The organism is Enterobacter sp. 04-C-12-SI-ECC (genome assembly GCF_047530715.1).
Lineage (GTDB): Bacteria > Pseudomonadota > Gammaproteobacteria > Enterobacterales > Enterobacteriaceae > Enterobacter > Enterobacter bugandensis.
The window spans coordinates 210451-236013 of record NZ_JBLKDI010000003.1; the positions used below are offsets into that span (position 1 = coordinate 210451).

At 51.4% G+C, this 25563-nt stretch carries 26 protein-coding genes; 18 read left to right on the plus strand and 8 right to left on the minus strand.

All coding sequences use genetic code 11. From position 1 onward, the window contains the following. Positions 1-131 precede the first annotated feature (131 nt). The 3 genes from ACMWL8_RS06970 to ACMWL8_RS06980 all read left to right on the plus strand — a co-directional run bounded on the left by ACMWL8_RS06970 (position 132) and on the right by ACMWL8_RS06980 (position 3875). Positions 132-3188 carry an FAD-binding and (Fe-S)-binding domain-containing protein gene (locus ACMWL8_RS06970; RefSeq protein WP_045261566.1) on the plus strand — a complete coding sequence of 1019 codons (3057 nt, stop codon included), beginning with the start codon at positions 132-134 and terminating at the stop codon, positions 3186-3188. Then, positions 3185-3595, plus strand: coding sequence for a 1,4-dihydroxy-2-naphthoyl-CoA hydrolase (gene menI / locus ACMWL8_RS06975; RefSeq protein ID WP_028012841.1), 411 nt, complete (start codon positions 3185-3187; stop codon positions 3593-3595). Before ACMWL8_RS06970 ends, menI begins: the two co-directional genes overlap by 4 nt. A gap of 85 nt (positions 3596-3680) precedes the next feature. Next, positions 3681-3875, plus strand: a complete 195-nt coding sequence (locus ACMWL8_RS06980) for a YdiH family protein (RefSeq protein ID WP_003857766.1) — start codon at positions 3681-3683, stop codon at positions 3873-3875. Between the two features lie 50 nt (positions 3876-3925). Here ACMWL8_RS06980 and ACMWL8_RS06985 read toward each other — a convergent pair whose 3' ends face one another. After that, positions 3926-4555 carry a helix-turn-helix domain-containing protein gene (locus ACMWL8_RS06985; protein WP_045261565.1) on the minus strand — a complete coding sequence of 210 codons (630 nt, stop codon included), beginning with the start codon at positions 4553-4555 and terminating at the stop codon, positions 3926-3928. A 77-nt stretch (positions 4556-4632) separates the two neighbouring features. Next, positions 4633-5292, minus strand: coding sequence for a winged helix-turn-helix transcriptional regulator (locus ACMWL8_RS06990; RefSeq protein ID WP_045261564.1), 660 nt, complete (start codon positions 5290-5292; stop codon positions 4633-4635). A 422-nt stretch (positions 5293-5714) separates the two neighbouring features. Here ACMWL8_RS06990 and ACMWL8_RS06995 point away from each other — a divergent pair, with 422 nt between their 5' ends. The 6 genes from ACMWL8_RS06995 to ACMWL8_RS07020 are packed head-to-tail and all read left to right on the plus strand — an operon-like array spanning position 5715 to position 11721. Next, entirely contained in the window at positions 5715-6245 is a 531-nt protein-coding gene (locus ACMWL8_RS06995; protein ID WP_045261563.1) for a fimbrial protein, read from the plus strand. 57 nt (positions 6246-6302) lie between these two features. Next, entirely contained in the window at positions 6303-6980 is a 678-nt protein-coding gene (locus ACMWL8_RS07000; protein ID WP_045261562.1) for a molecular chaperone, read from the plus strand. Between the two features lie 41 nt (positions 6981-7021). Continuing rightward, complete coding sequence (locus ACMWL8_RS07005; protein ID WP_045261561.1) at positions 7022-9565, plus strand: fimbria/pilus outer membrane usher protein; 2544 nt, start codon at positions 7022-7024, stop codon at positions 9563-9565. Position 9566: 1 nt separating this feature from the next. Continuing rightward, a complete protein-coding gene (locus tag ACMWL8_RS07010) occupies positions 9567-10514 on the plus strand; it encodes a fimbrial protein (RefSeq protein WP_045261560.1) in 948 nt (315 codons plus the stop codon). Between the two features lie 11 nt (positions 10515-10525). Beyond that, on the plus strand, positions 10526-11038 hold the full coding sequence (locus tag ACMWL8_RS07015) for a fimbrial protein (protein WP_045261559.1): 513 nt from the start codon (positions 10526-10528) through the stop codon (positions 11036-11038). A gap of 41 nt (positions 11039-11079) precedes the next feature. Further along, positions 11080-11721 (plus strand): helix-turn-helix transcriptional regulator, encoded by a 642-nt coding sequence (locus ACMWL8_RS07020; protein WP_045261558.1) that lies wholly within the window; start codon positions 11080-11082, stop codon positions 11719-11721. Positions 11722-11736: 15 nt separating this feature from the next. On the opposite strand, the gene ACMWL8_RS07025 is transcribed toward ACMWL8_RS07020, so the two are convergent. Together ACMWL8_RS07025 and ACMWL8_RS07030 are read right to left on the minus strand one after the other, a co-directional pair. Next, a complete protein-coding gene (locus ACMWL8_RS07025) occupies positions 11737-12375 on the minus strand; it encodes a helix-turn-helix domain-containing protein (protein ID WP_080351080.1) in 639 nt (212 codons plus the stop codon). A gap of 87 nt (positions 12376-12462) precedes the next feature. Next, positions 12463-13125 (minus strand): winged helix-turn-helix transcriptional regulator, encoded by a 663-nt coding sequence (locus tag ACMWL8_RS07030; RefSeq protein WP_028012851.1) that lies wholly within the window; start codon positions 13123-13125, stop codon positions 12463-12465. 407 nt (positions 13126-13532) lie between these two features. Between ACMWL8_RS07030 and ACMWL8_RS07035 the strand changes: the two genes are divergently transcribed. From ACMWL8_RS07035 to ACMWL8_RS07070, 8 genes are all read left to right on the plus strand, one after another. Then, the gene (locus tag ACMWL8_RS07035) at positions 13533-14051 is read left to right on the plus strand and encodes a fimbrial protein (protein ID WP_028012852.1); all 519 of its coding nucleotides are present in this window, start codon (positions 13533-13535) and stop codon (positions 14049-14051) included. A 61-nt stretch (positions 14052-14112) separates the two neighbouring features. Then, positions 14113-14790, plus strand: a complete 678-nt coding sequence (locus tag ACMWL8_RS07040) for a molecular chaperone (protein WP_028012853.1) — start codon at positions 14113-14115, stop codon at positions 14788-14790. Between the two features lie 40 nt (positions 14791-14830). After that, positions 14831-17371 carry a fimbria/pilus outer membrane usher protein gene (locus tag ACMWL8_RS07045; protein WP_045261557.1) on the plus strand — a complete coding sequence of 847 codons (2541 nt, stop codon included), beginning with the start codon at positions 14831-14833 and terminating at the stop codon, positions 17369-17371. An 8-nt stretch (positions 17372-17379) separates the two neighbouring features. Continuing rightward, on the plus strand, positions 17380-18306 hold the full coding sequence (locus ACMWL8_RS07050; protein ID WP_072049708.1) for a spore coat protein U domain-containing protein: 927 nt from the start codon (positions 17380-17382) through the stop codon (positions 18304-18306). An 11-nt stretch (positions 18307-18317) separates the two neighbouring features. Then, positions 18318-18827 (plus strand): fimbrial protein, encoded by a 510-nt coding sequence (locus ACMWL8_RS07055; RefSeq protein ID WP_072049707.1) that lies wholly within the window; start codon positions 18318-18320, stop codon positions 18825-18827. Between the two features lie 12 nt (positions 18828-18839). Next, the gene (locus tag ACMWL8_RS07060; protein ID WP_045261556.1) at positions 18840-19349 is read left to right on the plus strand and encodes a fimbrial protein; all 510 of its coding nucleotides are present in this window, start codon (positions 18840-18842) and stop codon (positions 19347-19349) included. Between the two features lie 42 nt (positions 19350-19391). Then, positions 19392-20078, plus strand: coding sequence for an EAL domain-containing protein (locus ACMWL8_RS07065; RefSeq protein ID WP_045261555.1), 687 nt, complete (start codon positions 19392-19394; stop codon positions 20076-20078). Positions 20079-20081: 3 nt separating this feature from the next. Then, a complete protein-coding gene (locus tag ACMWL8_RS07070; protein ID WP_045261554.1) occupies positions 20082-20723 on the plus strand; it encodes a LuxR C-terminal-related transcriptional regulator in 642 nt (213 codons plus the stop codon). Between the two features lie 67 nt (positions 20724-20790). Here the strand turns inward: ACMWL8_RS07070 and fdhF are convergent, their stop codons facing one another. The 4 genes from fdhF to ycgZ all read right to left on the minus strand — a co-directional run bounded on the left by fdhF (position 20791) and on the right by ycgZ (position 24002). Then, positions 20791-22941 (minus strand): formate dehydrogenase subunit alpha, encoded by a 2151-nt coding sequence (gene fdhF / locus ACMWL8_RS07075; RefSeq protein ID WP_045261553.1) that lies wholly within the window; start codon positions 22939-22941, stop codon positions 20791-20793. Between the two features lie 188 nt (positions 22942-23129). Further along, a complete protein-coding gene (locus ACMWL8_RS07080) occupies positions 23130-23408 on the minus strand; it encodes a biofilm/acid-resistance regulator YmgB/AriR (protein ID WP_045261552.1) in 279 nt (92 codons plus the stop codon). A gap of 29 nt (positions 23409-23437) precedes the next feature. Continuing rightward, complete coding sequence (locus ACMWL8_RS07085) at positions 23438-23758, minus strand: hypothetical protein (RefSeq protein ID WP_045261551.1); 321 nt, start codon at positions 23756-23758, stop codon at positions 23438-23440. A gap of 4 nt (positions 23759-23762) precedes the next feature. Continuing rightward, a complete protein-coding gene (gene ycgZ / locus ACMWL8_RS07090) occupies positions 23763-24002 on the minus strand; it encodes a regulatory protein YcgZ (protein ID WP_008500634.1) in 240 nt (79 codons plus the stop codon). A gap of 338 nt (positions 24003-24340) precedes the next feature. Between ycgZ and ACMWL8_RS07095 the strand changes: the two genes are divergently transcribed. Continuing rightward, the gene (locus tag ACMWL8_RS07095) at positions 24341-25561 is read left to right on the plus strand and encodes a diguanylate phosphodiesterase (protein ID WP_045261550.1); all 1221 of its coding nucleotides are present in this window, start codon (positions 24341-24343) and stop codon (positions 25559-25561) included. Positions 25562-25563: the final 2 nt, after the last annotated feature.

Consider the following 25563-nt stretch of genomic DNA (forward strand, 5'->3'; position numbering starts at 1 on the left):
ATTAGCGATCGCAGCGGTTTTTGACAGGCGAATTCTGCCTGTAATTCAGCAGAGATTATAAGAAAAAAATGTGATAAAACTTTTAAGATACACGCAAACGATTCCCACAACTCTAATTAGGGTCGACAGTAATGATCCCACAGATTTCTCAGGCACCTGGCGTCGTTCAGCTGGTGCTTAATTTTTTGCAGGCACTGGAGCAACAGGGTTTTACAGGTGATACCGCCACGAACTATGCCGAAAGGCTGACGATGGCAACCGATAACAGTATCTACCAGCTTCTTCCCGATGCGGTCGTTTTCCCTCGTTCCACGGCCGACGTGGCGCTTATCGCCCGGCTGGCAACGCAGGAGCGGTTTGCCTCTCTGGTCTTCACGCCGCGCGGCGGTGGCACCGGAACCAACGGTCAGGCGCTGAACCAGGGCATCATTATTGATATGTCGCGCTATATGAACCGCATCATTGAGATCAACCCCGAAGAGGGATGGGTGCGGGTTGAGGCGGGCGTTATCAAAGATCAGCTTAATCAGTACCTCAAGCCTTACGGCTACTTTTTTGCCCCTGAACTCTCCACCAGCAACCGAGCAACCATCGGGGGGATGATCAACACCGATGCCTCCGGGCAGGGGTCGCTGGTCTACGGTAAAACCTCCGATCACGTGCTGGGCGTGCGGGCAGTATTGTTAGGCGGCGATATCCTTGATACCCAGCCGATGCCGGTCGAACTGGCGGAAACGCTGGGTAAAGATAACACCGCCAGCGGGCGCATCTACCGCACCGTGCTGGAGCGCTGCCGCGACAACCGCCAGCTTATTCTCGACAAATTCCCCAAACTGAACCGCTTCTTAACGGGCTACGACCTGCGCCACGTGTTTAACGACGACCTGACGCAGTTTGATTTAACCCGCGTGCTGACCGGCTCCGAAGGAACGCTGGCGTTTATTACCGAGGCGCGGCTGGATATCACCCGCCTGCCGAAGGTGCGTCGCCTGGTGAACGTCAAATATGACTCCTTCGACTCCGCGCTGCGCAATGCGCCGTTTATGGTGGAAGCGCAGGCGCTGTCGGTGGAAACCGTCGACTCTAAGGTGCTGAATCTGGCGCGGGAAGATATCGTCTGGCACTCCGTGCGCGAGCTGATTACCGACGTGCCGGACAAAGAGATGCTTGGCCTCAACATTGTGGAATTTGCCGGTGATGACGCGGAGCTGATTGAAAGCCAGGTGACGACGCTCTGCCAGCGCCTGGATGAGCTGATTGCTCATGGCGAAGGCGGCGTGATTGGCTGGCAGCTTTGTCACGATCTGGCCGGTATCGAGCGTATTTACGCCATGCGTAAAAAAGCCGTGGGCCTGCTTGGCAATGCGAAAGGGGCGGCGAAGCCGATTCCGTTTGCCGAAGACACCTGCGTGCCGCCCGAGCATCTGGCGGATTATATCGTCGAGTTTCGCGCCCTGCTGGACAGCCACGGCCTGAGCTACGGCATGTTTGGCCACGTCGATGCCGGGGTGCTGCACGTGCGTCCGGCGCTGGACATGTGCGACCCGCAGCAGGAGATCCTGATGAAGCAGATCTCCGACGACGTCGTGGCCTTGACCGCCAAATACGGCGGTCTGCTGTGGGGGGAGCACGGGAAAGGATTCCGCGCGGAATACAGCCCGGCGTTCTTCGGGGAGCAGCTTTATGCGGAGCTGCGCATGGTCAAAGCGGCGTTCGACCCGGATAACCGCCTCAATCCGGGGAAAATCTGCCCGCCTGAAGGGGTGGACGCGCCGATGCTCCGGGTGGATGCCGTTAAGCGCGGTACGTATGACAGACAGATCCCGATTGCGGTGCGCTCGTCCTGGCGCGGCGCGATGGAGTGTAACGGCAACGGCCTGTGCTTTAACTTTGACGTGAAAAGCCCGATGTGCCCGTCAATGAAAATCACCAGCAACCGCATTCACTCGCCGAAAGGGCGTGCGACGCTGGTGCGCGAGTGGCTGCGTCTGCTGGCGGACCGCGGCGTCGATCCCCTGAAGCTGGAGCAGGAGCTGTCGGAAAAACGGGCCAGCCTGCGCTCGCTGATTGAGCGCACCCGCAACAGCTGGCATGCCAATAAGGGTGAGTATGATTTCTCCCATGAGGTGAAAGAGGCGATGTCCGGCTGTCTGGCCTGTAAAGCCTGCTCTACCCAGTGCCCGATTAAAATCGACGTGCCGGAATTCCGCTCGCGTTTCCTGCAGCTCTACCACACCCGCTATCTGCGCCCGGTGCGCGATCATCTGGTGGCGACGGTGGAAAGCTACGCGCCACTGATGGCGCGCGCGCCGAAGACCTTTAACTTCTTTATCAATCAGCCGCTGGTGCGCAAGCTTTCCGAAAAGCATATCGGCATGGTCGATCTGCCGCTGCTGTCGGTGCCGTCGCTGCAGCGCCAGCTCGTCGGCCACCGCTCGGCGAACATGACCCTGGAACAGCTTGAAGCGCTTACTCCTGAGCAAAAAGCGAAGGTGGTGCTGGTGGTCCAGGATCCGTTCACCAGCTACTACGACGCGCAGGTGGTCGCTGACTTCATCCGCCTGGTTGAAAAACTGGGCTATCAGCCTGTAGCGCTGCCGTTCTCGCCAAACGGCAAGGCGCAGCATATTAAAGGCTTCCTGAACCGCTTTGCGAAAACGGCGCAAAAAACCGCTGATTTTCTCAACCGGATCGCCGAACTTGGGATGCCGATGGTCGGCGTCGATCCGGCGCTGGTGCTTTGCTATCGCGATGAATACAAGCAGACGCTGGGTGATAAGCGCGGCGATTTCCACGTCATGCTAGTGCACGAGTGGCTGCCGGCAGCCCTGGAAGAGAAGGCCATTCAGGAGGCTGGCGGTGAACCGTGGTATCTGTTCGGACACTGTACGGAAGTGACGGCGCTGCCCGGCGCCCCGGCGCAATGGGCGTCTATTTTTGCGCGTTTCGGCGCGAAGCTGGAGAGCGTTAGCGTGGGCTGCTGCGGCATGGCGGGCACCTACGGCCACGAGGTGAAAAACCACGCCAACTCGCTCGGCATCTATGAGCTGTCGTGGCATCAGGCGATGCAGCGATTGCCAAGAAACCGCTGCCTGGCGACGGGCTACTCCTGCCGCAGCCAGGTGAAACGGGTTGAGGGTAACGGCGTACGCCACCCATTACAGGCTTTACTGGAGATAATTGGATGATCTGGAAACGTGCCGTCACGCTGCAGGCGCTAAACGCCATGGGCGAGGGGAATATGGTGGGGCTGCTGGATATCCAGTTCACCCGCATTGGGGAAGACGATCTGGAGGCGACGATGCCTGTCGATAGTCGCACCCATCAGCCGTTTGGCCTGTTGCACGGCGGGGCTTCCGTCGTGCTGGCGGAAACCCTGGGCTCCGTCGCGGGATATCTCTGCACCGAAGGCGAACAGAAGGTGGTCGGGCTTGAGGTGAATGCCAACCACATTCGCTCGGTGCGCAGTGGGCGCGTGCGCGGTATCTGCCGCGCGCTGCACGCTGGCAGCCGCCACCAGGTGTGGCAGATTGATATTCTCGACGAGCAGGACCGCCTGTGCTGCTCGTCGCGTCTGACGACGGCGGTCGTGTAAAGTTTTCAGATGAATTGCCTTTGGTCAAAAACTAGCCAGCATGTTGTGATATACTGGTCAGGATTTGTACATAAGCGAGGACATCATGGATACTGAAATAACCCCAACACAGCTGGCAATTGAATATTTACGTCGCGATAAGAGCAACCTGTCTCCGGCGCAGTACCTGAAAAAGCTGAAACAGCTTGAGCTGGAGTTCACGGATCTGCTGGCGCTCTCTTCGAATGAACTGAAAGAAGAGATCTACTTTGCCTGGCGGTTGGGCGTTCACGTCCATTGAGTGAGTGTTGTTGAACAGGCCGCGAGTGCGGCCTTTTTTGTGTCTGACATTCAGTATTTAGCGGGGAGCTTGTTGATTTTAATAAGCCTGCCTTCTTCCATTTCGATAAATCCGCCGGTTTTTAAATCCGCCAGAATGCGCATTACGCCGCTGCGGGAGAGCTGGGTTTTCTCCCGAATATACCTTTCCGCCGTTACGCTGCTGCGATAACTTTCATCTTCCTCCATCAGCTTTATGAGCTGCTGGCGAATCATCTCATACGCCGTCGGTGCGCCCTGCGGCATCACGTTGTTATAAAGCCGGCTATAGACAAACATCAGTTGTCTGGAGAGCAGGCCCCATAGCCCTTTTTCTTTGATAATGTCAGCCACCTGTTCAGTAGGGATACTGCCAATCAGGCAAGGGCTCACCGTGACGAGGTAATCATTGAAATAGATGTCCGTCAGGTTAGCAAGACCAAACAGGGCAGGGCTGCGGGCGGTAGAAAGCATCATACTATCGCTGCTGCGGTAGATGGCAATCGTCCCCTCCAGGATTAAATAACAGAGCCCCTGACCGTTAACCTCAAGGTTAAGTCGTTCACCGCGGCCCGTTCGACGCACGGTGCAATAAGGCTTCAGATGCGCGATCAGTTCCTGGGCGTAAGGGGAGCCGCGAGACGATTTATCTGTAGAGGACATAGCCGTAAACCTGGAAGATAATCTTATGCTTATAGTTTCGCTCTTCTCTCGCGCTATCTCCAGATATTATTGTGCTTTCAGTACTTCCGGGGTAAATGGTTAACTTCTATCAGCACGCCACGGTCCATGGTGATGTATTTCCCCGTACGCAGTTCTGCCAGAATCCGCATAATTCCACTGCGGGAAAGGTAGGTACGGCTTTTAATGTAAGCCGCTGCGGTGATGTTTTGTCGAATTGCCTCAGGCTCCTGCATTAATTCAACCAGCTGAAAGCGGATGATATCGTAGGCGGACATCTGTGATATTTGCGCGCAGTGCTCGTACACCCGCGAGGCCGTGTAGATCAGCAATTTAGAAAAGTGTTCCCAGAGATCGTGCTGTGCAACCACGTTGTTAAACGTTTCCAGCGGTACGCATGCTAATTCGGACGTCTCCAGCGCCCTGACGTAAAGATGTTCCGATGAAAACTGACTGCTGACACCCAGTATAAAAGGCGCTGATTCTGAATTTAACACAATGCCGTCGCCGCGGCGGTGCAGCGCCACGCTGCCGTGTAACAGCATAAAACATTGGCGTTCGTCATTTCGGTAATATTGTACGACTTCACTTTTCGAAAGAATGATTTTCTCTGCACCAGGAAGGATATTATCAATTATACGCTCTATGTGCCTTAAGGGTTTTAATCCCAGCACTGACGATTTCTCATTGTCTAATATGGCTGCAATTCGCGTGTTCATAATATACCTCACTTCAACAGATGCGATCGTTTTTCAATCAGCGTGGAGAATTATCTTAAAAAGCAGCGAAGCAGGGAATAATACTCGGAAGTCTAATAATAGACCGGAAGGGTTGAGTATCTTAACGTTATGAATTTTATCGTTAAAGGGCGAAAGTCTAAAAGTAGACCGGCGATAAAGTGAACGATCTAAATGTTTGTTTTTTGTTAAACTCCAGTCTACAGCTAGACCTGAAAATAGATTGTCTCGCACAAAAGAGTTGTATAAATTTTGACTCGTCGACAGAAACACCCATCTGAAACGCTCGACACGATGAGAGTGATATTTTGCTTCTGATGGCCTCTAAAAAAGAATGGCAGAATGAGGAACGTCTGTTTTGCCTGAATATCAGTAATAAATAAAGTAATACAGGAAATGGCTTTATGAAAAAGAAAATTATTGTTGCCATGTTTGCGGCAGGCTCTGCATTGACAATGACTCAGGCTTTCGCGGCGGCAGGTACGGTTAATTTTAACGGTAATATTTTGGATAATGCCTGCGATGTGGATGTGGCATCCCAGAATCAGGTTGTGGTCCTCGGCGATTATTACAAAACGGAATTCCCGACAACGGGTTCCCGAACCGCAGCGACGCAGTTCAATATCGTACTGAAAAACTGCCCGGTGACCGTGACCTCCGCGAAGGTGCGTTTTGACGGCACGCCAGATTTAACCAACGCAAGCCTGCTGGCGATTGAGTCCTCCGTTGTGGGAGCAGCAACGGGCGTGGCTATCAACCTGATGACGGCGGATAAGGCCGATCTGCCGCTGCATGGTAGCAACAGCTATACCTATGCGCTGAGCAGCACCGCTGATAATACGCTCAACTTCTATGCCCAGTATATTTCGACTGCGGCATCAGTGACCGCGGGCCCGGCTAACTCGGTTGCTAACTTCTCTGTGATTTATAACTAAGTCTTTTGCAGTAATCAGTATGGGGCCACCCGGCCCCTTTGTTTTATGAGGTATTCAATGCGTTTTATCACAACAATCGGTCTGGCCGCAGCAGCGTTACCGCTGACATTTTCAATCGCCAATGCCGGGGTCATTATTGGCGGCACCCGCGTTATTTTCGACGGTGCAAAAAAAGAAGCAACCATTAGCGTGGACAATGCCGATAGCGCGCCCTTTTTAATTCAGTCGTGGATTGATGCGCCGGAGGGAAAAACAGATAAAGCGCCTTTTATCATTACGCCTCCGCTTTATCGACTGGATGGCGGCCAGAAAAATATCGAACGCATTGTTATGACAGGTTCACTCCCTCAGGAACAGGAAAGTTTATTCTGGCTCAATATAAAAGCCATTCCTTCTGCAACGAAACAGGCTAACGCACTGCAAATTGCGGTGAAAACGCGCATCAAGTTGATTTATCGCCCGGCTAATCTTCGCGGGTCAACGCCTGAAGATCAGGCCGGGAAATTAACGTGGCAACGCAACGGGAATGAAATTCAGGTTACGAATCCGACTCCCTATGTCATCAATTTTAATGAAATATCTGTGGGCGGAAAAAAGCTGGATGATGTTTCGTATGTATTACCTGGCGCGTCGGCCCGGTTCCCGTTATCTCATGGAACCAGCGGAAATACGCTGACGTTTAAAGTCATCAACGATTATGGAAGCCCCGGCGCGTTGCATCAAGCCAGTTTGTGATTTTACAAACGGTAATACCCGCATTACTCAGGTTATCAGCAATGAAAATACAGCAATATAAAGTACGTCCTCGACGCCTGGCGACACTCATCGCCCTGGCAATGACGGGGTCTTCTCCCACGCTTTATGCCAGCGAAACGTTTAATACCGAACTGGTTGAGCTGGATAACCCAGGAATGGGGAAAGCCGATTTATCCGCATTTGAATCAGGCTCTCAGGCACCGGGGACGTACCATGTTGATATTATTCTTGACGATCGGCTCATGGAGACCCGGGATATTACCTTTGCCGCAGCAAAAACGCCTGATGGAAATGATGTATTACAGCCATGCCTGAGCATTGAACAATTAAAACAGTGGGGCGTTAAGACAGCGCTCTTTCCACAGCTGGCCTCAGCGAAAAGCGACTGTGCCGATCTTAAGGCCATTCCACTGGCCTCGACGGATTTCCAGTTCAACGCGCAGCGTCTGGTTATCAGTATTCCGCAGGCGGCTATTGATATACCGGCGCGTGGCTATGTGCCACCAGAAATGTGGGACGAGGGCATCAATGCCGCCATGCTCAATTACAGCCTGAGCGGGGCCAACTCCTGGGCGAAGACCGGAGGGGCTAACAGAACGGACAGCCAGTATGCCAACCTGCGTCCGGGGATCAACATTGGGCCCTGGCGCCTGCGCAACTACACCACCTGGTCCCGGGATGCGTCGGGTCAGGATAAATGGGACACCGTTTACACCTATGCGCAGCGGGCCGTTATTCCCCTGAAAGCGCAGCTGACGCTCGGCGACAGCTCCTCCCCGGCTGACGTGTTTGACAGTATCCCTTTTCGCGGCGGCCAGCTGGCGTCCGACGATGACATGCTGCCGGATTCCCTGAAAGGCTACGCGCCCGTGGTTCGCGGTATTGCGCGCACGAATGCGCAGGTGGTGGTGCGCCAGAATGGCTATCAGATCTACCAGAGCTACGTCGCCCCGGGGGCGTTCGAGATAACAGACATGTACCCGACGGGCGGTGCCGGGGATCTGGATGTGACAATCAAAGAAGCGGATGGAAGCGAACAGCATTTCACCCTGCCTTACGCCTCTCTGCCGGTGCTGCAACGCGAAGGGCGTCTGAAGTATGCCATCACGGGCGGCCAGTATCGCGCCTATAACAGCAGCGTGGAAAAGACGCCTTTCGGGCAACTGACCGGTATTTATGGTCTCCCGCAGGGTCTGACGCTATACGGCGGCGTGCAGGGATCGGGCAAGTACCGGTCGCTCGCCGTTGGGGTGGGTAAAAACATGGGGGATTTTGGTGCGATCTCCACCGACGTAACCCAGGCCTGGTCTACGCCGGATAACACGGCCAAAACCAGCGGCCAGTCCTGGCGCGCGCGGTACAGCAAGAACTTTATTGATACCGGAACGAACTTTTCGATTGCGGGGTATCGCTATTCAACCAGCGGCTACTACGGAATGCAGGAAGTGCTGGACTCCTGGGGAGACAGTACCGCGCTTCAGGACAGGCGGCGTAACCGCGCCGAATTGACCATGAGCCAGACGCTGGGCGGGGATTTGGGGTCCCTGACCCTCAGCGCCGCGCGGGAAGACTACTGGAATTCGGGCAAATCAATGGCGTCCTGGAGCGTCGGGTATAACAACTACTGGCATAACATCAGCTATGGCGTGACCTGGACATACAGCAAAAACGCCAGCGCAGCCTCGTATGGCACCGGGAGCAGTAAAACGTACGACCACGACCAGCTTCTGGCATTTAACGTCAGCGTGCCGCTGGAGAAATTCCTCCCGCAGACGTGGGCGAACTATGGCATGAACGCCAGCAAGAATAACGGCACCACGCACAGCCTGGGTATGAACGGCGTGGCCCTGGAAAACAACGCCCTTAACTGGAACGTGCAGCAGGGCTACGGCACGGACGGCGTGGGATATACCGGCAACATGAACGGGGATTACAAAGGGACCTACGGCGAAGTGACGGCGGGCTATGGCTACGACAGGAACAGCGAGCGTCTGAACTACGGCCTGCAGGGGGGCATCCTGGCCCACGCGGACGGCATCACCTTTTCCCATCCACTGGGGGAAACCAATGCCCTGATTAAGGCACCCGGTGCCCACGGGGTGGATATTCGAAACCAGTCCGGTATGCGAACGGACTACCGGGGCTATACGGTGGTGAGCAACCTCTCCGTGTACCGCAAAAACGACCTCACGCTCGATCCGGAAAATATGCCTGACGACGTGGAACTGGAAATCAATACGCGCACGGTCACGCCAACGCGAGGCGCGGTGGTCAGGGCAGATTATCTCTCTAAAGTGGGGCGCAAGGTGCTGATGACCCTGATGGACGACGGTCGATTCGTTCCTTTTGGGGCGATGGTGACGCTCGCCGGAGACGGTCACAGTAGTTTTATCGTCGGCGATCGCGGACAAGTCTATTTAACCGGCATGAGCGAGCAGGGGACGCTGATCGTGGCGTGGGGAAATCAGTCCGGCCAGCAGTGTCGCGCGGATTTCATCCTGCCGAAACAGGCCACCTATGGTGGCGTCACCCTCGTTAACGCCCTTTGCCGTCGGGAACATTAAGATGAAAACGATGAAATTTTTGCTGTTGCTCTGTTTATTGGCGGGCTGGAATGGTGCCTGGGCCGGGACGTGCACGACGATCGTGCCGCAAACGTCTTCTCTGTCGGTGGGCACCCTCAACGTGCAGCGCGATGCGCCTGTGGGAACGGTGATATTCTCCGGTGCGGCGTCAAATACGGGGTCCTATCTGACCGGCTGCAGCAATCCATTAATGCTGGGTTTTAGCATGCGGTATAACGGCGCCACGCTCAGCACCTATGGGAATCATGTTTACAATACCAACGTCAGCGGGATTGGGATTCGATTTTCATCGAACAACTATTTTGATAACCCGAGCAATACCTTCTCATACAACGCGCAAACCTCCTACGTCGACTGGTATGGCGGAAAAATTGAACTGGTGGTGACCGGGCCGGTTTCATCCGGGGCGCTCACGCCCGGCGTCATCGGCGTGGTAACCCTTCAGGGCAGCGACGCTATTTATCGCGATGGCCTGACAACGCAGTTGACCAGCGGCACGATCAATGCCCTGGCGTGTACGATTAATACGCCACAATTAACCTTCGCCATTGGAAATATACCCGCCTCTTCCTTTACTGGCGGTGTGGGAACGTCGCCGGCAGGCGCGCAAAATACGCAGAACCTCGGATTAAACTGCAGCGCCGGGACCAATATAAACGTCACGTTGAGCGGCATTCAAAATCCGGATAGCGGCAATACCAGCGTGATGGCCCTGACGGGGCAGGGTAATCCCGGAACGGCAAAAGGGGTGGGCGTTCAACTCATCTATAACGGTACGCCGCTGGCCATAAACAGTCGCCTGCTATTAAAACAGTCCGCGGGTGGAGTCGAAACGCTCCCGTTAACGGCCCGTTATTATCAAACGCTGGGGACCGTTCAGTCGGGAACGGCCAACGCCTCGGCCACGCTTAATATAACCTACCAGTAGCAGGTGAGAAGATGAAAATAGCGCACAAAAAAACGCTCCTGCTTGCCCTGTTGAGCTGGAAGGTGTTTTCCGCCGATGCGGTCAATATCGGCGTAACGGGGAATATCGTGGCATCGCCCTGCATATTTAATGGCGGGAATACGAATCTGGATATTAACCTCGGCAATATTCAGGCTTCCAATATGGCGACGCCAGGATCCACGTCCGATCCGGTTGCGTTCAATCTGCTCTTTACAAGCTGTCCGCTGGGAACCCGCAGCGTCACGGTGACGTTCGCAGGTAACCCGGATCCCACAGCAGGTGCGGAGTATTACATGAACAGCGGAACGGCCACTGGCGTTGCCGTCGCCATGAGTGACGCCGCTACCGGCTCGCTTAAAGGGACGGGCTCCAGTATCACAAAGGCTATTGCGGCAGACAGCACTGCCACGATGCCCATGCAGGCCTGGGTCAAATCCGCTTCAGGCGGTGTTACGCCCGGAAGCATCAGTGCAGTTGTCGTGATGACCATGCAGTACAACTAAATGACAGTGATACGTATCTCTTAAAGACGTTGGTATGAACTATGTTAAATATTCTGATTCAGGAAACGGATCTGTTTTTTCAGGCTGGGCTACAGAACTTTTTAGAGAATTTTTTTAAGCAAAACTTTAATCGCGTCATCACCTTTAATCTTGACCTGACCCATGAAAACGTCAGTCAGGCCGATATTATTGTTCTGTCATTGTGTCAGGGTGAAACACTGACCTGTTTTCCCGAGTTACTGGCCCGGAAAAAAGGGATTGTGATAGGCTTCGTCGACGATGAGCTGCGATTTTCAGCGTCGCCCTCCTGCTTTCAGGACATTATTTTTCTCTCTCGCCGTGCATCGCTTGATCGTATCAGTGGTGAACTGTTTCTCGCGTGGTTCAGGACACAACTTCCGGGTTACAAGTGGACTAAAAGGAGCTGTTTCGACTGCCAGCATAAAGGTTTATCCCGGCAACAAATTCGCATTATGGTGAATTTTTACAGAGGGCTGTCGGTTGTGCAGATCGCGCACGCGCTGGAGATGAGCGAGAAAACGGTCTTTACCCATAAATATATGATGATGCAAAAATTTAATCTGCGCAGCGATTACGAGCTGATCGTATTGCTGAGAAGGTTGATGGAGAAAAAGAGCCAACCCAACCAGCTTCGCGATTTCCTGGAAAACGATTATGTATAACCTGGCAATGCTCTATCAAAATTTTTCAGGCAACTTAATAATATTAAGTAACACACCTCTTTGCATGTCGATATAGCCCCCTTCTTTTAATGCCGAGAGTATACGCATCACGCCACTCCGGGACAGGTGGGTTTTATCTCTGATATAACTTTCAGCAGTAACACTGAGCCTGAACGAGGGTTCTTCGTTTGAGAGCGCATAAAGTTGGGCGATGACAATATCATAAGCGGAAGGGCCCGTTAAATCTTCATAACTGTGAAAGAGCTTACCTGCCAGGCTCATCAGATGATATGCCAGGGGCTCCCAAAGGTTATGACGCTTAACCGTCTCATTAACAAAATCCATTTTAAGGATGACGATGTCACAGTTATTGAATGTCTTGATATAGCCGCGCATCTGGGTCTGATACAAATTGCTGAGGCCGATCACCGCGGGCCCTTGAACCGTAGCCATCGCTAAATCGTGGTTGCTACGGTGTATCATGACACGTCCTTTGAGCAATACATAACAGAGACGCTCATTGCCAACCACAAAATTTAATCGACGGCGTGGCAGCACTTTTTTTAAATCTGAACCGTGTTGAAGATAATCGATCAGCAAATTTGTCGCTGATGAAGGATCACATACCCATTTTGTGGAGAACTCATCGAGCATACGCGCGCCTGTCCGTCAAACCTTCCAGTAGTCATGGGGTTCAGTATAGCGTGGATCCTGCCGAGTCTCCCTAAGCGCGCGTTTTGTTCAGTATTTCAAAGGTAAGTGATTGATAGAAATCAGGATACCGCGTTTAAGTTCAACGCATCCCGCATCCCGAAGTTCTGCAAGGATCCGCATTATGCCGCTACGAGAAAGATACGTTCTGCTTTGGATGTAATTCGCTGCGGTAATATTGCTGCGGATACGCTCCGATTCGTTCATCAGTTCAAGCAACTGGAACCGGATTATCTCATATGAGGACATTTGTGAGATCAATGTGCAGTGCTCGTAAACGCGAGAAGCGGTGTAAATCACTAACTTGCACAAACTCTCCCACAGTCCAAAACTCTCAATCAGCAGATTGAAACGTTCCAGAGAAAGGCGGCTCATCACAGCATTTTCATTCACTCTGACGTACAGGTTTTCGGTCTGTGAGAACTGATTACTGATACCCATAATGAAAGTCGCTTGTTCAGAGTTAAGCACCATACCATCCCCTCGACGGTTCAGCGTGACACCACCTTGATGAAGTATGTAACAGGTTCTTTTTTTACCGGAATGATAGCGCAGGACTTCGCCTTTATTCGCATTAAAACGCGTGGCAAAGGGAGCGATTTGTTCAATAATTTTATTGATATCATCAACGGGCTTAAATGCATGCGCAGGAGTAACCTCAGTGATTTCTCCCGTTGACATTTTAGTATTCATATTAATCCCTCCAGACGCTCTTTATGTTTGTCAAAAGATGCGTCAGAGATTATCTATCCGAGGGGAGTATAAATAAATAATAGGTTGATTTCATAATGGACTCGACCATTAACAAATATTTAATAATTTGAAATAGCCCAATTAAACAAATTTTACGTGTTAAAGAATAGTTAAGATTAAAGTCTACTGTTGGGCTAAAAACCAATTGTCGAAAAAAATTAAACTTCTGTAAATTTCGCTTCAGCAAGTGAGAGGGTGAAAACAAAGTTATCGAATAAATATCTTTGCGTTCTGCTTACTGCACGTTGGAAATGAGATATCTGGCGCAAAAAATAAATGGCCTAAATCCATCTGGATGTTGCTGCCTAAATTTCGGTAATTTATAAAGTTATTAAGGAAATCAAATCATGAAAAAGAATATTATTGCTGCTGCTTTCGCTGCGACTGCTGCTCTGACCATGTCTAATGCATTCGCTTCTGCTGGTACCGTTAATTTCACCGGTGAAATCATCGATGCAGCGTGCACCGTTGACGCGGGTTCTGTAAACCAGACCGTTGATCTGGGCCGTTACAGCAAATCTGAATTTACCGCTGCTGGCGATAAAACTGCTGCGACTAAATTCTCAATCGTGCTGACCGACTGCCCGGCAACCGTAACAGGCGCAACCATCAAGTTTGACGGCTCTGCGGACCCAGCAAACTCCAACCTGCTGGCTGTAACCGGTGGCGCAACGGGCGTTGCTATTAACCTGATGACGGCTGACAGCCAGGACCTGCCGCTGGCGGGCGTTAACTCCCACGTTTACAGCCTGGCTGAAACTGTACCAAACACGCTGGACTTCTTTGCTCAGTACGAAGCAACGTCTGCAACTGTTGGCGTAGGTCCAGCAAACGGTGTAGCGAACTTCTCCGTTAGCTACCAGTAATCTTCCTGACCGGAAAAATATATGAGGGCCGGTATACGGCCCTTTTTTATCGAGGTGTAAAATGAATTTTCTTAGCAAAACTTTAATTGCCTGCGCAGTGATTTCAGCAAGCGTGTCCGCCGCCAATGCTGGTGTTATTATTGGCGGAACGCGTGTCGTCTATGATGGCAATAAAAAAGAAGCTTCCATTGATGTTAACAATCCGGATAAGACGCCGTATCTTATTCAGTCATGGGTTGAGACATTAAATGGTGGCGCTGAGAAAGCTCCTTTTATTATCACGCCTCCGTTGTATCGACTCGATGGTGGCCAGCAAAATATTGAGCGTGTCGTGGTGACCGGCAACTTGCCGCAGGATAAGGAAAGTCTCTACTGGCTGAATATTAAAGCGATACCCTCAGCGCCCAAAAAAGATAATACGCTGCAAATAGCGATTAAAACGCGCATTAAGCTGATATACCGTCCCGCAGGCTTAAAGTCTCAGCAGCCGCAGGAGTTGAGTCATCAGTTAACCTGGCGTCGGAATGGAAATCAACTTCAGGTTACCAACCCAACCAGCTATGTCATTAACTTTAATGAAATCAGTCTGGGCGGTAAAAAAATTGAAAATGTTTCGTATGTACTTCCTGGGGAATCAATGAATTTCACGCTGCCTGCTGGCGCTAACTCAACCTCTGTTAATTATAAAGTCATTAATGATTATGGAGCGGTGAGTGACGTGCAAAGCGCAAGCTTGTGAAAATAATTGGTTTTGGAATGTCGTTTCCAAGGTGACGTGAATGATGATAGTAAGGGAATATAATAATTTTAAACCTGCGCGATTGGCTTTACTGATTGCATTTGCCCTTGCTGGCTCAATGCAGAATGCCATGGCGCGTGATTACTTCAACCCGGACCTGGTTGAGCTCGATAATCCGCAAAATGGAGGTAAAGCCGATCTCGCTGCGTTTGAAGCGGGCTCGCAGGCGCCGGGAACTTATCACGTCGATGTGATGCTGGATAACGAACTTGTTGATACGCGCGATATCGAATTCAAAACCTCTGGTGCTCCCAATGATGAGGGGAAATTAGAACCTTGTCTGACCGTGGAGCAGCTGAAAGAGTGGGGCGTAAAAACCGAGCTTTTCCCGGCGCTGGCGGTGGACAACGAACGTTGTGCGAATCTGCACGCGATTCCTTCCGGCTCCACTGAATTCCAGTTTGGCGCACAGCGTCTGCTCATTAGCATCCCGCAGGCGGCCATTTCTCGTCAGGCCCGTGGATACGTTCCACCAGAACAGTGGGATGACGGAATCACGGCTGCGCTGCTCAACTACAGCCTGAGTGGTGCCAACAACCGCTCGCGCAACGGGAATAGTGATACCAGCAACACGCAGTACGCTAATTTGCGTCCGGGAATCAATATCGGGCCATGGCGTCTGCGCAACTACACGACCTGGTCACGGGATGAAGATGGCAAGGACAAATGGGACAGCGTTTACACCTACGCCCAGCGCGCGATCGTTCCGTTAAAAGCGCAGATGACCCTCGGGGACAGCACTGCGCCTGCTGATGTTTTCGACAGTATGCCGTTCCGCGGTGCGCAGCTGGCCTCCGATGATGATATGCAACCCGACTCCCTCAAAGGGTACGCACCCGTCGTGCGCGGTATCGCGCGTACCAATGCGCAGGTCATTGTCCGTCAGAATGGGTATGAGATTTACCAGACCTACGTTGCGCCTGGCGCCTTCGAGATCACGGATATGTATCCGACCGGGGGGGCAGGCGATCTGCAGGTAACAATTAAAGAGGCTGACGGTAGCATTCAACAATTCACCGTTCCTTATGCCTCACTGCCCGTACTGCAGCGAGAAGGGCGATTTAAGTACGCCGTCACGGGTGGGCAATATCGTTCCTATAACGGTAGCGTAGACAAGACACCGTTTGCGCAAATTACGGGCATCTATGGCTTACCGTATGGCTTAACGGCGTACGGCGGTGGTCAAACGTCGAGTCACTACCAGTCGATCGCTGCCGGTATGGGCAAGAACATGGGAGATCTCGGCGCAGTTTCTGTCGACGTCATTCAGGCATGGTCTAGCCCGCAAAATCTGCCGAGCGATAGCGGCCAGTCCTGGCGCGCCCGCTACAGTAAAAACTTTGTCGAAACCGGCACTAACTTTGCCATCGCAGGCTACCGCTATTCGACCAAAGGCTTTTATGGTATGCAGGAAGTGCTTGATTCCTATGGCGATACGGGTGTGATGCAGAATCGGCGTCGTAACCGTATGGAGCTAACCATGAACCAGTCTCTGGGCGGTTCATTAGGCTCGATCATGGTCAGCGCTGTCCGCGAAGACTACTGGAGCTCCGGGCGAGCCATGGAGTCCTGGAGTCTGGGGTATAACAATTTCTGGAACGGCATCAGCTACGGTTTAACCTATACCTCAACGCGTAACGGGACGCCTGGTACCTATGGTAACCCTACGAGCTATGACAAAGACCAGATGGTGGCGTTTAACATTAGCGTGCCGCTGGAGAAATTCCTGCCGCAGACGTGGGCAAACTACAGCGTTAATAACAGTAAAAATAGCGGAACGACCCATACGGTTGGCATCAACGGGACCGCGCTGGAAAACAATGCCCTGAACTGGAACGTTCAGCAGGGCTATGGCAGCGATAATGTCGGATACAGCGGCAACGTGAACGGTGATTACAAGGGTACCTATGGTGAGGTGACGGCAGGGTACAGCTACGACCAGAATAATGAGCGTCTGAACTACGGAATCCAGGGCGGGGTTATTGCGCATGCTGACGGCGTGACGTTATCGCAACCGCTGGGTGAAACGAACGTCCTGGTTAAAGTGCCTGGGGCGAAAGGCCTGACGGTACGAAACCAAACGGGCGCGAAAACGGACTATCGGGGATATACAACGGTAAATAACGTCAGCGTATATCGTAAAAACGATATCGTGCTCGACCCGGAAAGCATGTCCGATAACGTCGAACTGGATCTCACTACGCGAACAGTCGTGCCGACCCGCGGAGCTGTGGTACGCGCTGAATATACTGCCAATGTTGGCCAGCGTGCGCTGTTTACGTTATTACGTGGTAATGGTCAGCCTGTTCCATTCGGGGCGATTGTCAGCGTCAATGGAATTAAAAATAGCGGCTTTATCGTAGGTGACAATGGTCAGGTTTACCTAACAGGATTAGGTGAGAATGTTGACCTTATCGCACAGTGGGGGGAAGGAACAGATAAGCAGTGTAGGGCGTCATATGCTTTAAAACCTTCCGATACAAAAAATAACATTGCTGTTGTCAGTACAATCTGTCGATAGGAAAGGAAATGAATGTTTTTAGATTTCTTTTATTATTTATTCTCACTGCCGGGTCTGGGATGAGCTTTGCAGCATGCACGAATAACGCATCTACTCAAACCCTCAATATTAATTTTGGGAGTATAATTGCACAAAGAGATGTACTTCCCGGCACATCCGTTGCAACAAAGACGGGTTACTATAGTATGAACTTTACGTGCACTGATACTAATAATACTTATCAGGAAGCAATGTATTTCAATGCATTGGGTAACAACCTTTATGATATAGGTATCAGTGGCTATGGTTTGCGACTTTCACAAAACGATACGAACTTAAATCTAATTCATTATTTCCCTACTGGTGCAAGCCTTGTGGGAACGCAAAATGGCACATATCGTTATAAAGCGGAGATTGTCAGAACAAGCGGTGCTCAAGGTTCAGGTAATTTTCTGACTGGCAAACTTGCTGACGCATCTATTGTAAATCAATTTTATATAGCCAGCTGGTATGTTACAGGAGGTAGCATTACCACGACTGCTTGCAGCCTAAATACAGGGTCGTTGAGTTTCCCTATGGGGAATATTCCTACTACGAGTTTTGGCTCCACTGTAGGTACAACGTCAAGTAGCGCACAAGTTACTCAAAACCTGGGGTTAACATGCAATCCGGGTGCGAATATAAATGTTTCACTAAGCGGGCAGCAAAATCCTGATGTATCAAACACAAGTGTTTTAGCACTGTCAAACCAAGGGTTGCCTGGAGTTGCACAGGGTATTGGAGTACAGGTTTTATATGGCGGAGTACCTCTTAACCTTAATGGAAACGTGTTACTCAAACAATCTACTGGCGGCGCTGAATCGCTACCGATTGTTGTTCGTTATTATCAAACGAAGCCGAATATTGCTCCCGGTTCAGCCAACGCAACAGCGACATTGAATATTACGTATCAATAAGGAAGTAAAATATGAAATTTATGTATTTAGTCCTGGCTTCGTACATTATGATGCCGTTGTTATCCTATTCCGCAGATACGGTAACGATTAACGTAACCGGTAATATAGTAGCGTCGCCCTGTATCGTAAATGGTGGATCGAACAGCCTTAATGTTGATTTAGGGAATATACAAGCAACAGCACTCTCGACGCCGGGGGCTGCATCAACGCCAGTGCCATTTACACTGTCAGTGACAAACTGTCCGAATGGTACCAGTACTGTCAGAGCAGATTTTGATGGTTCTGCATCCCATGATGCGCCTAATCTCTATGAGAATATGGGCACGGCAGGAAATGTGTATATTGCTTTGTATGATGGCGTAACAGGTGATTCTTTAGGGCCAGGATGTACTTTGTTTAAATCTGTTCAAAGCGACCGTACAGCGTCGATTCCCCTCAAGGTTAATGCGTATTCGATTGATGGTACTACAACGCCAGGTTCAATTAATACGGCTATCGTTCTCACGATGAGCTATCAGTGAAGGCACAATGATATGAATATAAAGATTATTTTATTTTCTTCACTCCTGAGCTCAGCCCCTTTGATGACGTGGGCCGAAACAACAATTAATGTCACTGGCCAGGTCATTGCAAGCCCGTGTGTCGTAGACACGGGCACCGTTTCTAAAGTGGTCAATCTGGGGGAAGAAACCAAGCAGAATCTCATAAATGCCGGTGACGGTGCCGTCTGGTCTGATTTTGATCTGCTGGTGCAAAACTGTCCTGCTGGCACCAGCAGCGTAACGGCCAAATTTACCGGTAATGCAGATACGCAAGATCCCACGGCATGGAAAAACAGCGGGACCAGCAACAATGTGGCATTACGTATTGCCAGCAGGGATCATGCGACAGCGTATAGCGTGAACAGCACAATGCAGGTGGATGTCGACAGCAGCACGCGCAGTTCGACATTCCCGTTGTCAGCGAGAATGTATACGCCACAAGGAAATTCCACTGCCGGAACATTCCAGGCAGTAATGAATGTAGATTTTACTTATCAGTAACGGCTGAAATATCTTTTTTAAAATAATAAGTTTGAGACATCCATGTTGATTAATTCCTTGCTTGAGCATGCTATATGCGGTGTTCGGTTCCAGCCTATCTATTCTTCACAGGAAAAGAAGATAAAGGCTTGGGAGATGCTAAGTACCTTACGTCAGGGAATTGATTGCGAAACGTTTTTTGAAAAGATGTCTTTAAATGCAAGCTCTCGTTTGCTGCGCTGGCAGTTGCGTATAATTCCTCTGTGTGAAGAGGATGGTGACTATTTTATTAACGTCCCCGCAAGATTATTATGCCAATCAGAATTGGTCAGTGAAATATTGCCCAGCCTGCGTTCTGGTATCGTTATTGAGGTACAAGATCCGTGCAATTTTATTTTGCTAACAAATGAAGAGCGAGAGAGTTTTGATATAATGCATCAGAGAATAAAAAAAACAGGTGCAAAGATATGGTTGGATGATGTTAGAAGTGAGCATTTAGCGCCGCTGGGTGAGCGTATTTGCATATTTGATGGTGTTAAAGTAGATAAAAAGAGCTTATGGGAAAACAGATTGACTCCCCGGGCCTTACAATCAATGATAGCCTACTGCGCTATGATGGTAGATCAGGTGCTTATTGAAGGCATCGAAAATAACGATCTGTTTTCTTTGGCTCAGAATACTGGATGCAATTTAATGCAGGGATTTCTTTGGCCTGAAAAAAAGTTGAATGTCGATTATGTCTCGGTCTGATAAATGATAAATGTTTTAATTAAAGAAGATGATTTTTTATATCACCATAGCCTCAGGTCATTTGTTGAAGATTTTTTTAACAATGAATGTACAAAAAAAGTCAATTTTCTCAATGGCTATGATGTGGAGAATATTGCTCGGGCGGGAATAATCGTTTATGCGTTCAGCAAGGGCGAACATTATACCTGTTTCCCGGAATTAAAATGCGCGCGTAAATGCGTCATAATTGGTATTACCGAAGCGGAAGAGCCATCGTCATCGTTTTTACCGCTCTGCATTCAGCAGACCTTTTTTGTGTCGCGCTCAGCGTCACTCTATCTGTTGAAGAGGGTATTGCGCCAGGCCTGGAGTGCATACAGTGCGCCTGTTATCCCTGTCCTTTCAAAAGCCTGTTTAAGCTGTAAGCATAAAACGTTATCACAGCGTGAGCTCAATATTATGGCCGGTCTTTTCAAGGGGGAATCCGTCAAAAACATAGCCAGGGAGATGATGCTTACGCCAAAGACGATCTATGCCCATAAGTATGCGGTTATGCATAAGTTTAACCTGAGCAGTGAGCATGAGTTGCTGGAACTCCTGAACCGCTTGCTTGAAAAGCGCTGTAACCCCAATTTGTTTCGTGATGCATTAGATCTGTTTCATTAGGGAATTACCCGGCCAAAAAGATGATCATTCTGGTGCCGGGTAAACCTGATGCTATTTACGCTGTTCCTCAGACGTTCGCCGCGCTCATCAGCCGCGACTTCATGGACTGATACGCCGACGCCGCATAGTCCTCCGCCCAGCGCTGATCCTCAATGGCCTCCAGTTGCACCGCACAATATTTTGTCTCCGGCGTTTTTGATACGGGGTCGAGATTATCCTGCGTCAGCTCATTGCAGGCCCCAATCCACCATTGATAGGTCATATAGACCGCCCCGGCGTTGATGCGCTCGCTAATGCTGGCGCGGGTGATCACTTTACCCCGGCGCGAACGTACCCAGACCAGTTGACCGTCGCTAATACCTAGTCTGTCCGCATCGGCAGGATTCACCTGCACTCGTCCCGGCTCATCGGCGAGGCTTTGCAGCGCGGCACAGTTACCCGTCATCGAGCGGCAGGAGTAGTGCCCAACTTCGCGTACCGTGCAGAGTACCAGCGGATAATCATCATCGGGCGTCTCGGCCGGCGCGCGCCACGGTGCGGCAAAGAGCTGCCCTTTACCGCTCGGGGTATCGAACTGATTATCTTTGTAGAGGTACGGCGTGCCGGGGTGATCGAGCGTCGGGCACGGCCACTGCACGTGGCCCATCTCGCCCATTTTTTCATACGTCACGCCGTAGAAGAGCGGGCACAGCTCGCGCATTTCATCCCAGATCTGCTGGTTATCGTCGTAATGCATCGGATAGCCCATCTCGGTGGCGAGCAGGCTGATGATCTCCCAGTCGCGCTTCACGTTGCCTTTGGCCTCAATAGCCTGGCCAAAACGCTGGAAACCCCGGTCGGCGCAGGTAAAAACGCCGCCGTGTTCGCCCCATGAGGTGGCAGGGAGCAGAACGTCCGCCACTTCCGCCGTTTTGGTCATAAAGATGTCCTGAACCACGACAAAATCGAGCGCCTCGAAACCGCTGCGGACCAGGCCGAGATCGGCTTCCGTCTGCAGCGGATCTTCCCCCATGATGTAATAGGCTTTGACCTTGCCTTCCAGCGCAAGGTGAGGCACCTCGGTTATGCGCGTCCCGACGCGATCGTCCATATTATTCACGTCGATCCCCCAGGCATCGGCGAACTTCTGCCGGACAGCCGGATCGGTCACATCCTGATAGCCGGGGAACATATTCGGCAGAACGCCCATATCGCAGGCGCCCTGAACATTGTTTTGCCCGCGCACGGGACCGACACCGACGGCAGGGCGGCCGAGGTTGCCGGTCAGCAGTGCCAGGCTGGAAAGCCCTTTGACGACATCGACGGCCTGGCCAAACTGAGTCACGCCCATTCCCCACATTACGGTGGCGGAAGGGGCCGCCGCGAAGGTGCGCATTGCCTGACGAACGTCGCGGGCGGGGATGCCGGTGAGGTGTTCTACGCGCTCTGGGGCATACTCTTTCACCGTCTGCCGATAGGCCTCAAGTCCTTCGGTAAACCGCGCGACGTAGTTCTTGTCGTACAGCTCCTCTTCCAGAAGCACATAGCCAAAGGCGTTCACCAGCGCCATGTTGCTACCGTTCTTCAATTGCAGATGCTGATCGGCAATGCGCGCCGTTTCGATGCGGCGCGGGTCGCAGACGATAATTTTCGCGCCGTTTTCACGGGCTTTTAGCACGCGCCGGGCGACGATAGGGTGGGAGTCTGCGCAGTTATAGCCAAATACCAGCAGGCATTTGGAGTGTTCAATATCGTTGATAGAGTTGCTCATTGCACCGTTGCCGAGGGTCTCCTGAAGTCCGGCGACGGAAGGACCGTGACAAACGCGCGCGCAGCAGTCGACGTTGTTGGTGCGCAGCACCGCGCGGGCAAATTTTTGCATCACGTAGTTGGTTTCATTCCCGGTACCGCGCGACGACCCGGTGGTCATAATCGAACGCGGGCCGAACTGGGCTTTAATGCTGCTGAGCTTCCGGGCGGTGTAGCGGATAGCCTCTTCCCAGGTAACGGGAGTGAATGTCTCTCCCTTGCGGTAGCGGATCATCGGCTGGGTCAGGCGTGGGGTGAGCAGGCGGGTATCGTTAAGGAAGTCCCAGCCGTAAAATCCTTTCAGACATAAGGTGCCCTGGTTTGTGACCCCCTCTGCCGCTTCGGCACGGATGATACGGTTATTTTCAACGACAAGGTTCAATTTACAGCCTGCTCCGCAGTACGGGCAGACGCTGGCGATCTTTTTCATCAATAACAGACCTGTTAAGAAATGAAGCAAAGTTGACTGGAAATCCAGTCCCGTATGAGAAGGTAAGCAGGAACCGTGCCAGGTTGGCTTTGCGTATTTTACGGGGTGTTATGGGGGAGGGCGCATGTCATCGTCAGACTGTTCGTCAGTTTTGACGATGACACGTTAGGGGGCGCGGCGAGCAGAACTCAAAGATCGTCCATCGTGTAACCCACCACGATTTCCAGCGTCTTGCGAATCACATCCGCCTGAACCACGTCGTGAGTGGCTTCCAGCGTTTGAATGAGCCAGAGGATGATGGCTTTATTGGAAATATGACCTTCGGAGGCCAGAACACAGCGAACTGCAGTAGAAAAAATAGCGGACTCTTCAGCAAAACGATCGCCTGCGTGACGGAAATATTCCGCTAGCGCACTGTCTAAAAAAGCAGAGTGGAATTCGGGTTGAAGCTGAATATTTTGTCTCATTTGTTCTCACCGTAGCTGTTAAATTGCAGTCAATGTATTTTTTTGGGATCGGACGGTTTTCCACTTCCAAATAACGGCACGACATTGTCTCGATTATCATTGAGAGATCCCTCTCTTTTCGTTCGTCCATGCGCGGTTCTGCGACGTGTAAAGGCGGTGCTGTTTGAGCCGATCTCGGCAATCACCACCGCAAGTGTCTCCCGCCGCTGGGGATCCTTTTCATGTTCTTTCATAACCCGCAGACGCTGTAGCAAGCCTTCAGTGGTCACCGGTCCCCGCTCTTTCAGAAGTGAGAGAACGGCTTCACCGATAAGCTGGTCTATCAGTCGGTCTGCGTTACTGCTATTCATATCCTTACCGTTCGAAGAGCAGACCAAGCAGCATGTGGTAATGCTCTTCCTCTTCCGGGCCATCGGCTTTTTCGAGGCGACTAAGCAACTTCGTACAAAGCGACTTGCGATTAAGGTTTCGCCCGTCGCTGAGAATTTCAACAACCACCTGGCCCAGCGTTTCCTGCTGAGTAGGAAGCGCGGCTTTTTCGAAGTACTGTGCGATTGCTGCTGCGGAATCTGCGACGTAACCTTTCTGCTGCATGTTTCGCTCCTGTAAAATTTTGTAATCAGTAACGTTACATTTAAGGTATACATAATTTTCAAATCTGTACATCGAAAATGTACAAATTTTTAGATTTTTTACGATATATTTTATAAATTACTTAATTTTCATGTAGTTATTATGTTGAGGTGATACGGTAACGATGCAGGATATATTGTACAAAAAGCGCGGATGCTGGTAAGTTGTACAGCCGAGTAAAAAAGGCTCATTAACTGCCGTAAATGGTTGAGATGTAAATTATTTGTCAGGCAATTAGTGTGCTATAAATGAACATTATCCACATCCTTCGTGGCCAAAACCCTAACCTCAGGAATAGCATGCTCACAACCATCATTTACCGCAGTCATATCTGCGAGGACGTTCCAGTGAAGGCGCTGGAATCAATGGTCGCTGCTGCAAATCGTAAAAATCGGCAATCCAATGTCACGGGGATCTTGCTCTTTAACGGCACACATTTTTTTCAACTGCTGGAAGGGCCGGTTGAGCACGTTTCGGCTATCTATGAGCAGATCTGCAACGACCCGCGCCACCATAACGTGGTCGAGCTGATGCGCGATCACGGCCCCGTCCGGCGTTTTGGCAACGTGGGCATGGAGCTTTTTGATTTACGCCACTTCGACAGGGACGAGGTGCTACAGCAGGTGCTCAATAAGGGGACGACACGCTATCAGCTGACCTATAACGACCGTCCTCTGCAGTTTTTCCGCACCTTTGTCGAGGCCACGGAAAAAGCGAACTACTTTGAACTGCCGCCTGCGGACTCATGGGAGTTCGTTCGCGAAGAGACGCGCCTGTCCGCGCAGCCTGAGGTGGTCGCGAAAGGGGCGGATTGCAGCTTCGCGTTCCAGCCGATAGTCGATCCGTTTATGCAGCAGGTTGTCTCCTGGGAGGCGCTTCTGCGCACCCCGTCCGGCGACTCGCCGGAGGCCTATTTCGCCAGCCTTCCGCATGACGAAGTGTACGCGTCTGATTTGCAGAGCAAGCAGGTGGCGCTCTCGATGGCCAGCGCGCTGGGGTTACAGGATCAGACGTTATCCCTTAACCTGCTGCCTATGACGCTGGTTAACATTCCCAACGCCGTGGACTTTCTACTCACCGCAATTGAAGCAAACGGTTTTGTACCTGAACAGATCGTGGTGGAGTTCACCGAGAGCGAAGCCATTTCCCGTTTTGATGAATTTACGGATTCGGTCAGGCAGTTAAAAAGTGCGGGTATCAGCGTGACGATCGATCACTTTGGTGCCGGTTTTGCCGGGCTGCAGCTGCTGGCCCAATTCCAGCCCGACAGAATTAAGATTAATCGCGATCTGGTCGCGAACGTGCACAAAAGTGGCCCCCGGCAGGCCATCATTCAGGCGATTATCAAATGCTGTTCCTCGCTTGAAATCCAGTTTTGCGCGGTAGGAGTAGAGAAGGCGGAAGAGTGGATGTGGCTGGAATCTGCGGGGATTTCCCAGTTCCAGGGGCATCTTTTTGCTAGCCCCCGCCACGGCGGTATTCCAGCCATTGCGTGGCCGGAGAAAAAGTTCGAATTGTGATA